The following is a 15,101-nucleotide window of genomic DNA, read 5'->3' as shown; positions in this document are numbered from 1 at the left end:
TGGGATTGCTTTAGAAAAAAGTTATGGGACGCTTTAGAAAAAAGTGGAAAAGGGACCAAAAATTTAAGAAACCGTAAAATAGCAAGAGAAACAGCCAAGTTTAAGCAGAGGAAAAAATAGCCTAAAATCAGAAGGATTGAAATAATGAATATTTTTAATTTTTCTTTTGATTTTTCAGGGGAAAAGCATAAGCTGAATTAAAAAAAACTTAAAAACTAGTGAAATTGCCTATAGACGAATTGAAATGCATTAGCTAAACTCATCAAGATGTAAAAGAATAGGAATACTGGGGAAAGAGAGGGTTAACAGTGGCAGACGGCGACAAGACCGAAGCGCCTTCCGAAAAAAAGCGAAGTGACGCCAGAAAGGAAGGTAATGTTTTTCAAAGTAGAGACATTGTCACTGTAGCGGTTTTATTCGGCGTGTTTTATGCTGTCCGCTTTATGATGCCCTTCATCTATAAGGATTTGAGGAATTTTCTTTCCTATATTTTAGAGCTTTTGGATGAGCCCAGCCCTATTTCCAATAAGCTGTATCTGCGCTTCACCTGGCTTTTTGTGAAGTCCGCCATGCCTTTGTTGCTGGTGACGATGTTCCTTGGTGTAATAGCCAGCCTGGTACAGACCAGATTCAACATCAGTTTTAAATTATTAACGCCTAAGTTTTCCAAGCTAAACCCCATGCAGGGCTTAGGAAGGATTTTTTCCAAGAAAAATGTAGTGGAATTATTGAAGAATATTTTGAAGATTATTATTCTCATTAATTTCCTCTATTCCATCATTAAGGCGGATATCATTCCCATTGCCAAGATGGTGCACATGGATATCCAAAATTCCAGTCTGGCCCTGGTGTCCATGATGTTCGACCTGATTACCAGGGTTTGCGGAGTCTTTTTGATTATTGCCCTTTTCGACTTTATGTATCAGAAGTGGGAATATGAAAATAACTTAAAGATGACCAAACAGGAAGTAAAAGACGAGTACAAGATGCTGGAAGGAAATCCGGAAATCAAGGGTAGAATGAAGCAGCAAATGCGTGCCAGAGCCAATCAGCGAATGATGCAGCAGGTTCCGGACGCGGATGTGATTATTCGAAACCCGGAGCACTTGGCTATTGCCATTAAGTATGATCCGGACAAAAACACCGCCCCGGTGGTGTTGGCAAAGGGACAGGATGAATTGGCCTTGAGAATTGTGGCTGTAGGAGAAGCCAATGGCGTAACGGCCATTGAGAATAAGCCTCTGGCCCGGGCGATGTACCCCCTTTGTCATGTGGGCAAAGAAATCCCCGGAGATTTTTACGGGGCTGTAGCGGAAATCTTAGTGTATATCTACCAGAAAGAAAACAGACAGGATATTTTAGAAAGAGCGAAGGAAGATAACAGGGATGGTTAAAAACATTTTGCAAAATGGAGTAGTACTTTTCGTACTGGTTCTCATATTGCTCCTCATTATTCCCCTCCCCGCCATCATGGTTGACGTGGCGATTGTGGTGAATATGGCCATTTCCATGATGATTCTAGTGATTACCATGACGATTCGGGAACCGCTGGAATTGTCTATTTTCCCGTCCTTACTTTTAATTACCACCCTTTTCCGGTTGGGAATCAACGTTTCCACAACCAGAAATATCTTAACCAACGGCGGTTCTTCCGGAGCGATTATTAAGGCCTTCGGAGACTTCGTGGTACGAGGAAACGTGGTAGTAGGTTTGATTATTTACCTGATTATCGTATTGATGCAGTTTATCGTTATTACCAAGGGTGCGGAGCGTGTATCCGAAGTAGCAGCCCGATTCAAGTTGGATGCGATGCCCGGTAAGCAGATGGCCATTGACGCGGATCTTTCCTCCGGAATGATTACGGAGAAGCAGGCCAGAGAGCGAAGAGAGAAGATTCAGAGAGAATCCGACTTCTACGGTTCCATGGACGGTGCTACCAAGATTGTAAAGGGAGACGGTGTCATGTCTCTCATTACCACCGCCATCAACCTGGTGGGTGGTAGTATTATCGGTATTGTCCAGTCAGGACAGCCGGTGGCTACCGTGCTTTCTACCTATTCTATCGCCACCGTGGGAGACGGTCTGGTAGGACAGATTCCTTCTCTTTTGATTTCCGTTTCCACCGGTATGATTGTAACCCGTGCAGTATCCGAAGGCTCCTTAAATGAGGACGTTTCCAAGCAGTTCACCCAGCAGCCCCGTGCCATGATGATTACGGGAATTGCCATGGGCGTACTGATGCTGATTCCGGGAATGCCGATTTTACAGATTCTTCCTGTTGCCGGAGGCTTTATCGCGGCAGGATACTTCCTGGAAAAGAGAATCAAGGAAGAGCCGGAGCGGGCAAGGACGGAAGGGGAAGGTTTGTTACCCAGTATGGAAGCGCCTCCCCAGCCCCAGGAAGCCCAGGGAGAAGCAGCTTCGGCTCCTGCGGAATCCGAGGAGGATTACTTCAAGGATGTTAATAATGTCTACAACCTTCTACAGGTGGAACCCATTGAAATGGACTTCGGCTATAGCTTGATTCCCTTGGCGGATGAGTCCGTAGGAGGAAGATTGATTCAGAGAATCGTCATTTTCCGAAGACAGTATGCTCAGGATATCGGCTTTGTGGTACCCTCCATCCGTTTAAGAGATTCCTCCAGCCTGGGAACCAATGAATACAGCATTAAGATTAAGGGGGAGGAAATCGCCAAGGGTGAAATCCTGACAGATTATGTACTGGCGCTGGAGCCGGACGATGTGGAGGATGCCATCGATGGTATTGAAACCATTGAGCCGGCCTACGGTATCCCTTCCAAGTGGATTCGACCGGAAAACCGGGAGAGGGCGGAGCTTTACGGTTATACGGTAATCGACCCGCTGTCCGTAATGCTTTCTCACTTATCGGAAACCATTAAACGGCATGCCTATGAGTTGATGACCAGACAGGAAGTGGTTCGTCTGGTGGAAAACTTAAAGAAAACCGCACCGGAGCTTTGTGAAGAAGCCTTTCCGGGAGTCATCAGCTACAACCTTTTGCAAAAGGTACTGACTACCCTTTTGCGAGAAGGGGTTTCCATCAAGGACTTGGAAACCATAGTAGAGACCATGTTTGAATGTATCAGCGAAACCGGATTGCCGGTGAAGGATACGGATCAGATTGTGGAAAAGGTTCGTGCTTCATTAAAGAGAACCATTACCAGAATGTATTGTGAAGACGGTAACATGAAGGTGATTACCCTGGATGCAGGCCTGGAGAGAACCATGGTAAACTCTCTGGCCAGAGGAGAAAACGGCCTTTATCTGGCCTTAAGCCCGGAACTCTTACAGAGTCTGATTCGTCAGGTGGCGGAGGAAAGCAGGAAGTTTAATAATTTATCCAGTCCTCCTCTGATTCTCACCTCCCAGGTGATGCGCATTCATTTCTATCATTTGATAGAGCAGTTCTATCCCAATGTGCGGGTGCTTTCCTTTAATGAGGTAGCAAGCAACGTGCAGATTCAGGCCATCGGAAGCCTTCGTTTGGAGGATGACCTGGAGGAAAAGGGAACCGCTTAATGTAATAAAAAAATTTTAAAAATCTTACTTGAGACTCTACTTTAAAAGACCTACATGCAGGAGTAAGAAAAAGAGTAGAGTACGAAGGGAAAGAGGGGTTGAGATTGAACGTGTTGAATTATTCCCAACTGGAAGAAAAATCAAATGAGGAGCTTTTTGCCCTCTATAAGGAGACCGGCTCCCAAGAGGTCAAGCAGGAGCTTACCATGCGCTACGTTTACATCGTGCGCTCTATTGCTTATCAAATGCGGGAAATGTACCATGATTTCATGCAGACCGATGATATTGTAAACGAAGGCGTAATCGAAATCATGCGGGCTATCGAACGCTATGATGAGAGTAAGGACAATAAGTTCGAGACCTTTATTTCCCGACGTATCCGGGGAATGGTTATTGATATGATGCGGAAAAATGACTGGCTTCCCCGAAATTTCCATAAGGACAGCCGTTCCATTGAAACCGCCACGGTAGAGCTGAACAATCGTCTGGGAAGAGCCCCTACGGATGAAGAGCTGGCAGACTATCTGAATATGAACGTGAAGAAGCTGCAGAAGATTCAGAGAATGAGCAACATGGTCAATGTGCTTTCCCTGGATATGACCTACGATGAGGGAAATGAAACCCTCCTGCAGATTCCTTCCGAGGATCACAGCACCCAACCGGAATTCAGCTTTATGCAGAAGGAAAATGTCCGCGCGCTTACAGAGGCCATTGAATCCTTACAGGAAAAGGAAAAGCTGGTTATTTCCTTATATTATGTGGAAGAATTGAATATGAACCAGATTGCGGAGGTAATGGAAGTATCTCAGCCCCGCGTATCCCAGCTGCATAGCATTGCTATCCGTAAGCTGCGGAAGTATATGGGAGAACATGGAGAGGACTAAGCGTTTGCTTAGTCCTCTTTTGATAGGTGGAGGGGAAAGAGAAAGAGCGGCATGGGACGCCTAAAGGATAGGGGGATGGAAAAAGACAGGTCAGCCGGCTAGCGGAAGCGGAAGGAGAAAAGAGCGGCATGGGACGCCTGAAGAATAGGGGAAACGCGAAAGACACGCTCCCGCTAAACCTCGCCTCGTAGCGGTACTAAGGAGTAAGCTTCGTTTCACTTGCTTCCTCCAAGTACCGACGGGCTCACATTGTCTTTAGCGTTCCCCCTATTCTTCAGGCTGTTGGATTTCCCAAATCTTAACTGTTCTACTCCCTCTTTCCGTTCCCTTGCTTAAGTGCCGACGGGCTCACATTGTCTTTCCTTATTCCTCCTATCCCATAGGCTGTTAGTATGCTCTAATGTCTTTACATTTTCTGAGTATAGTAAAGTTTGCATTATATAGTTTTTGATGACTATGATGATATTGTAGTTCTTTTGTTTAGTCTATTGTTAATAGGCAAATAAATTCAAAAATTGATTAGGACTTAGAGCTCTTACTTCGGAGTGCAAGAAATCCTTACCATTACAGGTGATAATAAAGTCTGCGTCGGCTTCTTTGGCACATTTAGATTGTAAACAATCCTCAAAATCCGTAAATACAGTATGATTAATAGCATCAAGAACTTCCATTTGAGAGATTTTAACTATGGCAAAGATAGAACATAACTCTCTTAAAGCAGATCTTTTTGTCTCATTGTCATATTTTCGAAGAACGAACCATATGGTTGGTAAACATTGTAAGGAAATATACCCCTCATATTGGCCGAAGGCACAAGATTTAATAATCTCTATAGAAGCTTCTAATTCATCGTCCTCTCGATTGGTGATGTAGTTTAAAAGGACATTGGTATCAAGAAAAATCTTTATATTTTTCTTCTGTAGCATTTGCTCGTTCTTTTTCATAATCCAAGACTCCTTCTGCAGATAATCTTAATCTTTCAAGACGTTGAAAGGCTTCCATTTTTTCTTTTTTTGGTAAAGCTTCGTCTTTTCGGGGGGCGCAGACTACAAAAGGTATACTTCTCTCTCGAAGCGCAGTTTTAGTATAGGTCTCATAGAAGCTTTGCTTACTTTGTCCCATTTCACCAAGCATTTCATCCAACTCATCATAGACATGATCTTCTAACCGAATACTGATGGTTTTCATAAATATCCTCCTCCAAAAATTCATTAGTATTGATAATATAATAAAGAAAATAAGATTAATATGCAACAATATGAAATGAAAATAAGATAAATTGCTTCAAAATAATGTTTTTTTCGTTCAATATAATTTAAGTTGAGAAGCTGTTTAGGAGAGTGTGGTAGTCCAATAGCCCGAAGGGGAGGGGGGACGGAGAAAGATAAAGTGAACCCTCGGTACTTGGGGAAAGTAGAGAGAAAGGGAAAGTAGGCAATCCAATAGCCCGAAGGAGAGGGGGCGGAGAAAGACAATGTGAGCCTGTCAGTACTTGGGCAAGTGAAGAGAAATGGAGAGTAGAGTAGTCAAAAGTGGTGAAAGCCAACAGCCTGAAGGGTAGGGGGGAGGAAGAAAGACAATGTGAGCCCGTCGGTACTTGGAGGAAGCAAGTGAAACGAAGCTTACTCCTTAGTACCGCTACGAGGCGAGGTTTAGCGAGAGCGTGTCTTTCTTCCTCCTCCTAGCCTTCAGGCGCCTCGTACCTCATCCTCCTTCCCCTAGCCTTCAGGCACCTCGTTCCTCATTCTTCCTCCCCCTCTCCTTCAGGCGACCCGTGTTTCCCCCTCTTCCCCCTCTCCTTCAGGCGACCAGCCCTACTCGCCATTTTCTCCATTTCCCCCCAAATCCCCCTTAATATTTTCCGAAAGCCTGTCGATATAAGAGAGAAGATTAAAGATTCTTGTCTACAGAAAGGAAAAGGAATGTATCAAGGATTCTATGACTTAGCCTCCGGGATGATTACCCAAAGGAGAAATCTCAACAATATCAGTAACAACATGGTGAATATCCAGACCTCCGGATATAAGAAAGACACCATGGTGAGCAGCACATTTAAAGAAGAAATGATGATTCGAACCGGAAAATACAATAAGAAGGGACCTGAGGATTTGGCGGTGGCTTCCAGAATCAAGTCCGCATCCAAGACCTATACGGACTATGAGCAGGGTTCCTATGAGCTTACGGACGGAATATACGATACCGCCATTTCCGGAAAGGGATTTTTCGCGGTCAGCACCCCCCAGGGAACCCGCTATACCAGAGGAGGAGCCTTCTCTGTGAATGAAAACGGTGTGTTAGAGCTGGCAGGGGTTGGAAAGGTACAGAGTGAGGAAGGTCACGATATCGTGCTTCCCAATGATAACTTTGCCATCGATCCGGACGGTTCCATCTTTGATCCCAACAGTACGGGTAATACCAGAACCGTTTACGGTACTCTGAAGGTGGTGGATTTTGCGGATTATAACGCTTTACATAAGGAGGACAATAACCTCTTTTCCACAAACCAGACAGAGCTGAAAAAGCCGGCAGACAGCAGTATTAACTGGAAAATGCTGGAAAAATCCAATGTAAACATGGTGGATGAAATGACTACCATGATGAGTTCCCAAAGAGCACTGCAAAGTGCGGCACAGATGCTGAGAATGTATGACACGGTAATGGCGAAAGCCAGCTCCGATGTGGGACGAATTTAAATATAAGGAGAAACTAAGATGAATATGTCCTTCTATGTGGGGGCTCTGGGAGCAGATGCCAGCCAAAAGAAGATGGGAGTTATTTCCAATAACCTTGCCAATATCAACAATACCGCTTTTAAGCCGAAAAATGCTATTTTTTCCGATCTGATTAACTATAACTTAAACGATTCTCCGGAAGCAAAGACCGATTTGCAGGCAGAGGCGGGAACCGCGGTGGTTCGTACCAATACGGAGTATAGTCCTGCGGCTTTTCATACTACAGGACAGCCTAATGACTATGCTATCGGAAATGCCAATGCTTTCTTCAAGTTGCAGGATCCTTCCTCCGGGGAGATTACCTATACCAGAAACGGACATTTTCATGCAGGAGAAATGCCGGACGGAAAGTTCTACCTTTTTACAGAGTCCGGAAAGCATGTTTTGGATGAAAACGGAAAGAAGATGCTGGCGGATGACACTGCTTTAAAGGCGATTGAAGCGGCAGGACAGACCGGTGGAAATACGGCAAATGCCAACAATGCCACCGAGGAAGTAAAGCAGAAAATTGGTGTTTATACAATCAACTATCCGAGCCGATTAGTAAATAAGGGCGATAATGAGTTGGCGATTCGTCCGGGAGACCAAAACAACAAAGATTCTGTAATACAGAATCCTGTTTTGGAGTCCGGAACACTGGAAAGCTCCGGAACCGATATGGCAAAGGAGATGACCAGACTGATTGAAAGCCAGAGAGCCTTTACCTATGCCTTAAAGATGGTTCAGACCTCCGATGAAGTGGAAGGTACCATTAACCAGCTTAGAGGATAATAGCTAAAGACTTACTCATTCTTTCAAAGCAAAGGAACCAAGGAATGGAAGGAAAGAGAATCCAAAGGAGTGGAGTAAAGAATGAAGATTAATCGTTATGAAGACATGAACCTTCAGGAACTGGATGTGATGAAGGAGATTGGAAGTATAGGAACGGGACATGCAGCAACGGCCCTTTCCCAATTACTCCAAAAAGAAGTACGGATTACCATTCCCCAGGTGCAGATTTTGGGCTATAACGGGGCGGTAAAACGAATCGGCGATGAGGAAGAAATCGTAGGAGCCACTCTGGTGCAAATGTCCGGAGATTTAAACGGTTTGATGCTTTTCCTCTATGACCGAAACTTTGCCAATACGGTTTTGGAAAAACTGTTGGATAAGAACTACGACAAATTTGCCGAGATGGATTCCATGGCCTTTTCTGCACTGGCGGAGGTAGGAAATATCGTCATTTGCTCCTACATCAATGCCTTCTCGGATTTGGTGCATGTGGACTTAAATCTGTCGGTGCCCAGCAGTACAGTGAATATGCTGGGAGGAATTCTTACCGTTCCCATGGTGGAGTTTGGCTATGAAACGGATAAGCTGATGTATTGTAATGCGGAATTTGTCATGGATGGCAAAAGTCTTCCCTCGTGGCTTTTGATGTTACCTGATATAAGCTCCTTGAATACGATTCTGGAAAAGCTGGGAGTGTAAACCATGCTTTTGGAGAAACAGCTCAAGGTAGGGATTGGCGACATGAAGTTAACCCGAGGAGAGGGAGTGATTATTACCTACGCTTTAGGCTCCTGTATAGGACTGGCCTTTTATGATTCTTATATCAAGCTGGGGGCATTACTTCATATCATGTTGCCGGAACAGGTCAATTTATCGGATCCCAACGTATTCAAATATGCGGATACGGGGATTAGGGAAACCCTCCGAAAAATGGCAGCCTTCGGTATGGTGAAAAGTCGTACCACGGTGAAAATTGCAGGAGGAGCCAAGATGTTCGAAATCAGCGGAAATGCGGGCTTCGGAAACATTGGACAGCGAAATATTGAAAGTGTTAAAAAAATTCTTCGGGAAGAGGGAATACAGCTGGTGGCGGAAGACACCGGCGCAAATTATGCAAGGACCATGAGTCTGGACACCGGAACGGGGGAAGTGTTAATACGGACCTACGGACGGGATGATGTTCGGATTTAAGGATAGATAACAAACTGTAATGCGGGCAAGAGGCTAGTCCCGGGTTCAGGGAAGAACGAAAAGGGAGAGGATTATAGAAATGAAGAAGAAAAACGAAAAGGAAGGCATTTTATTAGAGTCCGGAACCAACGAAATTGAGATTATGAAGTTTCGTGTTCTGGGAGAGTTTTACGGAATCAATGTGGCTAAGGTAAAAGAAATCATGATGACTGAAAAGATTAAGCCTATGCCCCATTCTCATCCTTCCGTAGAGGGATTTTTCAAGCCGAGAGAGCAGCTGATTACCGTAATCAACCTGGCGAACTACCTGACCGGCGCTACACCGGAGCAGGGAGCAAGAGATCTGTTCATTATCACACATTTTAATAAAATGATGGTAGCTTTCCGTGTGGATTCTATCGAAGGCATCAGCCGTATTTCCTGGCAGAGCATCCAGAAGCCGGATCGTACCTTGGCAAATGGTGCAGAATCCGTAGCTACCGGTATTGCCCAGTGCGATAACCAGCTGGTTACCATCTTGGATTTCGAGAAGATTGTTGCGGAAATTTCTCCGGAAACCAGCATCCAGATTGAAGAAATCGAGCAGATGGGTGAAAGAGACATTACCACAGCTCCGGTAATCATTGCGGAGGACTCTGTACTTCTTCAGAAGATGATCGGTACTTCTTTACAGAAGGCTGGATTTAAGGATGTTAAAATCTTTAACAACGGACAGGAGTGTTGGGACTATCTTTCCTCTCTCAAGAACGATCCGGATCTTTACAGAAAGGCAAATGTCTTAATCACCGATATTGAGATGCCTATCATGGACGGACATCGTCTTACCAAGCTGGTAAAACAAGATATGCGTCTGAAGAGAATTCCTGTTGTAATCTTCTCTTCCTTAATCAACGATCAGATGCGGGTTAAGGGAAAAGAAGTAGGAGCGGACGAGCAGCTGACCAAGCCGGAAATCGGCCACCTGGTAGAGGTTTTGGACGTTTTAATCAAGCGCTTCTTGGAGTCTGAGCATGCAGGCTTCAGAAATGAAGAGTAATCAGGAACAATTTCACTGAACAGTATAGTAGTTTGGAAAGTTTTACGGAACGGCAGAGTATGCCGAGTGGCTTATACTGAACAGTAGAGAATGTTAGAAAAATTTCACTGGACAGAAGTGAAAAGATATAATAAGAATTGAGATGGACCAAGGACGGAGGAGCACTTTCAGGAAGAAAGAAGTTCTTTCGTCCTTTTTGTTCAATATACTATACATTGGATTTTGAATTGGGTATAATGGAGGAGATAAGGGATGAAGATTAAAGGATTTATGCAGAAGGAGACAAAGACTCTTTCCCGAAAAGGAAAGGACGCTTTGTCCCGTTGTCGCTTTTCCAAGAAGGGTGCGGCTTTCCTGTTCGGTCTTTCCGCATTGTGCTTATCCGCAGTGCCTGCCTTTGCAGAGGTCAGTGCTTCGGACGGAGAATGGGTGCAGCAGGGAGAATCTTGGTATTTTATGCTGGGACCGAATACTCCTTTGGAAAATGAGTGGATTAACTATAACGGACAGTCCTACCATATCGGTAGCGGCGGCCTGATGACCACAGGAAAGTATGTGGATCCGGAGGACAAGACAGAGTATTTCTTTGATCAGGACGGAAGACTTTTGGAAGAAGAGTTTTCCAAGGATGGTAAAACCTATATCGGGAAGGAAGGAAAAGAGCTTGTGAACTTCAATAAGTATCGTCAGATGCTTAGAGAAGAGCTGGAAAAGGACAAGACCAAGGACTTCGGAAAGAAGCAGGCGGTGGATGTGGCGGATCCGGAAAGCTCCGAAAAGACTCTCACCGGAGAGGAAGTTTTTCCAAAATCCTTTGCCTTAATCGATATGGATCAGGACGGCTATAAGGACCTTGTTCTTTATAAAGAAGCCGTGGAAGAGGGAAAAGAAGAACCGAAATCCGTATTATCCGTTATCCTCTATCAAGAGAAGTTACCAGAGCAGAAGGGAAGTTCTGTAGCACAGAACAAGGAGAGAAGCCTTGCGGCCCTCTTAGAAGAGGAAGCCAACGGCGCTTATCAGGTAGAACTGAGAAAGAACAATTTAACGGGGGAGCCGGTAGTTTATCGGCATAACGGGAACAGCGATTCCATTTTCCGTGTCACAAAGAATGCGGGATTGGAGCAGATTTTCTCCCTGTCCACCGGGGCAAATGCCTACGGAGACCCGGAGTATCGTTCATTTTCCGACAGTATCTCCCAATCCTTGTACCAAAGTGAGCTGCTGACCCTGAAGAATCAATACGGGGAAAGCTATCCGGGAAAGCGTTTTAATCTGGATGAGGCAGGTATCACGGAGGGCTTAAAGAACTTTACAAAGGAAGAACTTTCTTTCTATTCATCACAGGAAGGTGCATAAGAAAAATCTTTTCCCTAAGCATGCTGTTTCGTTTGCTTAGTCAGGATTTTTTGATGCAGGGAGGTTCATTTTGTCAATCATTATCACAGTATCCAATCAAAAGGGAGGCGTAGGAAAAACCACCACTTCGGCAGCCATCTGCGCAGGACTGGCAGACCGTGGAGCTAAGGTTTTGGGCATTGATTTAGACCCACAGGGAAACTTAGGCTTTTGTATGGGCTTAGAGGGAAGCAACCCCACCACAATATTGGATGCCTTACAGGGTAAGGTTCGGGTGCAGCAGGCGATTCGCCGACTGAAAAAATGCGATATTTTACCCTCCGACATTTCCCTTTCCACCACAGGACTGGAAAAGCTGGCTCCCGGAAAGCGAGAAGTGGCTTTGAAGGAAATGCTGCAACCTTTGATGGATTATTATGACTATGTGGTGATTGATACTCCCCCGGCATTGAATTTATTAACCATCAATGCCTACGCCGTATCGAATTTCTTAATTATTCCCATGTCCTCGGATATCCTGTCTTTGGTAGGATTGTCACAGCTACGGGAAACCATTGATACGGTAAAACAGGGGCTTAATAAGGATTTAAAGGTCTTAGGGATTCTTTTGAACAAGTTTGACAAGAGAACCACTTTGGCAAGAGACGTGGAGGAAATGGCAGGAGGCCTAGCGGAACAGATTTCCACCAAGGTTTTCGAAACGAAGATTCGTCCCGGTGTGGCCATTGCGGAAGCACCGGCCCACGGAGAAGATATTTTTTCCTACAACAAACGTTCTCCTGCGGTAACCGATTACGCAAGATTCATTGAGGAAATCGCAGAGGATATCCATTTAAGAGAGGTGATCGGATAATGGCTACAAAGAAGACAACGAAATCCAACAAAACATCCCATGTATTGAATTTATTAACCTCCGCTCCTGTAGCGGAGGAAGCCCTTGAGCAGGCCGGAGGAAGTGCACAGGCAAATGCCGGAGGGAATGCTTCCGGAACCCCAGGCGTTACGATAGATCCTGCTATGCTTTCCGACTTCCACGAGGCGGCAAAGAAAACCAAAGAGGCTGCAGAGCACTTTGACGGTGCGGTAAGCAATTTCCAATCTGCTGTGGATAACTTCGATGTGAAGGAAGAGCAGATGAAGGAAGAGCATAAGAAAGAAGCCGAGAAGGCAGAAAAGCAGAAAGAGGAAAAGCAGAAAGAAGAGCTCCAAAGAGCTTTAGAAGAGGAAAGTAGGGCGGAGAATCATGAAAAAGAGGAGCCGGCATCCCTTCCTTCCTACAAAAAGAGCAAGATTACCGTTATTGATGAGTCTTCCGAAAATGATAAAATCACCAACGAAATTCAGTTGAATCTGGAGAAGAAGCTTCTGGCGGAATATGATGAGCCGGAACCTGAGTTCCACATTGTAAATGTGATGCTGGATATCCTTAAAACCAAGGACGTACGAGGCTTGATTCAAAAGCACGGAGGCTGTACCTGCGATAAGTGTATTGCGGATGTGACCGCTCTGTCTCTCACCCAGCTTCCTGCAAAATATGTGGTGCTGGATAAGGACAAGACCTCTCCTATGATCGGTTTCTATCAGAGCAAGTACCAGTCTGATATTTTTGTAGCGATGTTAAAGGCGGTACTGGAGGTTAAGATGCATCCTCACCATGATCCGAACAGAGGTAGAGACACTACCAAGTTTGACGCGGAGGAGAGAAAGAATCTGAAGAACAGTCAGGGGATAGCATAAGGATGTCCTTTTTCTGTAGCGGTTTAAATATATGCGGAATAAACGGAATTATGGCATTTTCCGGTATTTCTTGCTTACTACAAAATCCCGAAATTGATTCAAAAAATTATATAAACAATTTATATTTTTTTAAGGGCTTTCCGAAAGGAAAGCTCTTGTTTTATTTGTATTTATAATGATACAATAAATCCTAGCAAATAGATGGGATATAAAGGCGGAAATGTCATTTTTCCCCTGACACATTTAGTAAAGAAAGGAATTTTTTATGGCATACGGATTACAGGAACAATATGGATTGTTTATTGACGGAGAGTTTTGCGAGAGTTCGGATAAGGCGACTTTTACCACTTATTCTCCTGCTACAGGAGAGGCTTTGGCTAAGGTGGCTGAGGCTACAAGAGAAGATGTGGATAGAGCAGTGAATGCGGCATGGAAGGCCTTTGAAGGCTGGAAGAAGCTGGATAAGATTCACCGTTCCAATATTCTTTTGGATATTGCGGATGTGATTGACAAAAATAAGGAGCATCTGGCAAAGGTGGAGAGCTTGGATAACGGAAAGCCCATCCGGGAAACCATGAATATTGATGTTCCCTTTGCGGCGGATCACTTCCGTTACTTTGCGGGAGCGATTCGAACGGAGGAGGATTCCGCCAGCTTCTTTGATGAGAATACCCTTTCCCTGATAATTCGGGAGCCCATCGGCGTAGTGGGACAGATTGTACCCTGGAACTTCCCCTTCCTGATGGCGGCTTGGAAGCTGGCACCGGTACTGGCTTCCGGATGCTGTACCGTTTTAAAAACCAGCTCCGCTACACCTCTTAGTGTATTGGAGTTGATGAAGCTGATTAAGGATATTGTACCGAAGGGCGTAATCAACATTATCTCCGGTGCAGGTTCCAAGTCCGGACAGTATATGCTGGAGCACAAGGGCTTTAGAAAGCTGGCCTTTACCGGTTCCACAGAGGTGGGCTACAGTGTGGCAAAGGCAGCGGCAGAAAAGCTGATTCCGGCAACTCTGGAGCTGGGAGGAAAGTCTGCCAATATTTTCTTCCCGGACTGCGATTTCGATATGGCTATCGACGGCTTACAGCTGGGAATTCTCTTTAACCAGGGACAGGTTTGCTGTGCAGGCTCCCGTGTCTTTGTCCATGAGGACATTTACGACCGCTTCGTAGAGGCAGCGGTAGAGCAGTTCAATAAGGTAAAGGTAGGAAATCCATTGGATCCGGATACCCAGATGGGATCTCAGGTGAACGACAAGCAGGTAGAAAAGATTCAGTCCTGCGTGGATATAGCGGTACAGGATGGCGCTAAGATTGCCTGTGGCGGAAGAGTTTTTGATGAGGGAGAGCTTTCCAAGGGCGCCTTCTACAGACCTACCCTTTTGGTAAATGTTGATAACAGCATGAAGGCGGCAAGAGAAGAAATCTTCGGACCGGTAGCGGTTATCATCAAGTTTAAGACAGAGGAAGAAGTGATTGCCATGGCCAATGACTCCGACTTCGGTTTGGGCGGTGCGGTATGGACCAGAGACATTAACCGGGCTATCCGCGTATCCAGAGCCATTGAAACCGGAAGAATGTGGGTAAATACCTACAACGCCATTCCGGCAGGAGCCCCCTTCGGCGGTTACAAGACCTCCGGTGTAGGAAGAGAAACCCATAAGGTTATCCTGGAACACTACACCCAGATGAAGAATATTTTGATTAACCTGAAGGAAGAGCCCTCCGGCTTCTATCCGAAGAAGTAAAATACGAAATATCTAAACAAATTTCCAAAGAACAAAATAGAGAAGAGGCTGTAAAAAATCAAAATAGTTTTCTAAGCAATATAGGTCTAAATTTGGGGCAC

General features: G+C 45.0%; 14 protein-coding genes. 12 read left to right on the top strand and 2 right to left on the bottom strand.

Translation table 11 applies throughout. The features are described 5' to 3' along the window. The first annotated feature begins 308 nt into the window (after positions 1 to 308). From flhB to RDQ32_RS06335, 3 genes are all read left to right on the top strand, one after another. Positions 309 to 1,394 carry a flagellar biosynthesis protein FlhB gene (gene flhB, locus RDQ32_RS06345; protein ID WP_308579540.1) on the top strand — a complete coding sequence of 362 codons (1,086 nt, stop codon included), beginning with the start codon at positions 309 to 311 and terminating at the stop codon, positions 1,392 to 1,394. After that, positions 1,387 to 3,540 carry a flagellar biosynthesis protein FlhA gene (gene flhA / locus RDQ32_RS06340; protein WP_308579539.1) on the top strand — a complete coding sequence of 718 codons (2,154 nt, stop codon included), beginning with the start codon at positions 1,387 to 1,389 and terminating at the stop codon, positions 3,538 to 3,540. The genes flhB and flhA overlap by 8 nt, the downstream gene beginning before the upstream one ends. A 104-nt stretch (positions 3,541 to 3,644) precedes the next feature. Continuing rightward, the gene (locus RDQ32_RS06335) at positions 3,645 to 4,424 is read left to right on the top strand and encodes a sigma-70 family RNA polymerase sigma factor (protein WP_007156860.1); all 780 of its coding nucleotides are present in this window, start codon (positions 3,645 to 3,647) and stop codon (positions 4,422 to 4,424) included. A 491-nt stretch (positions 4,425 to 4,915) separates the two neighbouring features. Here RDQ32_RS06335 and RDQ32_RS06330 read toward each other — a convergent pair whose 3' ends face one another. Together RDQ32_RS06330 and RDQ32_RS06325 are read right to left on the bottom strand one after the other, a co-directional pair. Then, complete coding sequence (locus RDQ32_RS06330) at positions 4,916 to 5,368, bottom strand: PIN domain-containing protein (protein WP_308579538.1); 453 nt, start codon at positions 5,366 to 5,368, stop codon at positions 4,916 to 4,918. Further along, positions 5,316 to 5,612 carry an antitoxin gene (locus RDQ32_RS06325; RefSeq protein WP_183682907.1) on the bottom strand — a complete coding sequence of 99 codons (297 nt, stop codon included), beginning with the start codon at positions 5,610 to 5,612 and terminating at the stop codon, positions 5,316 to 5,318. The genes RDQ32_RS06330 and RDQ32_RS06325 overlap by 53 nt, the downstream gene beginning before the upstream one ends. Positions 5,613 to 6,346: 734 nt before the next feature. Here RDQ32_RS06325 and RDQ32_RS06320 point away from each other — a divergent pair. From RDQ32_RS06320 to RDQ32_RS06280, 9 genes are all read left to right on the top strand, one after another. Continuing rightward, positions 6,347 to 7,117 (top strand): flagellar hook-basal body protein, encoded by a 771-nt coding sequence (locus RDQ32_RS06320; protein WP_007156854.1) that lies wholly within the window; start codon positions 6,347 to 6,349, stop codon positions 7,115 to 7,117. Positions 7,118 to 7,135: 18 nt separating this feature from the next. Next, positions 7,136 to 7,927 carry a flagellar hook-basal body complex protein gene (locus RDQ32_RS06315; RefSeq protein WP_308579537.1) on the top strand — a complete coding sequence of 264 codons (792 nt, stop codon included), beginning with the start codon at positions 7,136 to 7,138 and terminating at the stop codon, positions 7,925 to 7,927. 81 nt (positions 7,928 to 8,008) lie between these two features. Further along, a complete protein-coding gene (locus RDQ32_RS06310) occupies positions 8,009 to 8,626 on the top strand; it encodes a chemotaxis protein CheC (RefSeq protein WP_007156852.1) in 618 nt (205 codons plus the stop codon). Between the two features lie 3 nt (positions 8,627 to 8,629). Continuing rightward, entirely contained in the window at positions 8,630 to 9,118 is a 489-nt protein-coding gene (locus RDQ32_RS06305) for a chemotaxis protein CheD (RefSeq protein WP_007156851.1), read from the top strand. 79 nt (positions 9,119 to 9,197) lie between these two features. Continuing rightward, positions 9,198 to 10,154: a chemotaxis protein gene (locus tag RDQ32_RS06300; RefSeq protein WP_308579536.1), complete on the top strand. Its 957-nt coding sequence runs from the start codon at positions 9,198 to 9,200 to the stop codon at positions 10,152 to 10,154. Positions 10,155 to 10,406: 252 nt separating this feature from the next. Next, positions 10,407 to 11,513, top strand: a complete 1,107-nt coding sequence (locus tag RDQ32_RS06295) for a hypothetical protein (RefSeq protein ID WP_308579535.1) — start codon at positions 10,407 to 10,409, stop codon at positions 11,511 to 11,513. 70 nt (positions 11,514 to 11,583) lie between these two features. After that, positions 11,584 to 12,366 carry a ParA family protein gene (locus RDQ32_RS06290; protein ID WP_007156848.1) on the top strand — a complete coding sequence of 261 codons (783 nt, stop codon included), beginning with the start codon at positions 11,584 to 11,586 and terminating at the stop codon, positions 12,364 to 12,366. Continuing rightward, positions 12,366 to 13,250: a late competence development ComFB family protein gene (locus tag RDQ32_RS06285; protein WP_308579534.1), complete on the top strand. Its 885-nt coding sequence runs from the start codon at positions 12,366 to 12,368 to the stop codon at positions 13,248 to 13,250. Before RDQ32_RS06290 ends, RDQ32_RS06285 begins: the two co-directional genes overlap by 1 nt. Positions 13,251 to 13,515: 265 nt before the next feature. Beyond that, entirely contained in the window at positions 13,516 to 15,000 is a 1,485-nt protein-coding gene (locus RDQ32_RS06280) for an aldehyde dehydrogenase family protein (protein ID WP_308579533.1), read from the top strand. The last annotated feature ends 101 nt before the right edge of the window (positions 15,001 to 15,101 follow it).

The sequence above is a fragment of the uncultured Oribacterium sp. genome (assembly GCF_902481605.1).
Lineage (GTDB): Bacteria > Bacillota > Clostridia > Lachnospirales > Lachnospiraceae > Oribacterium > Oribacterium sinus.
This window is presented reverse-complemented; position numbering and strand designations above follow the sequence as displayed.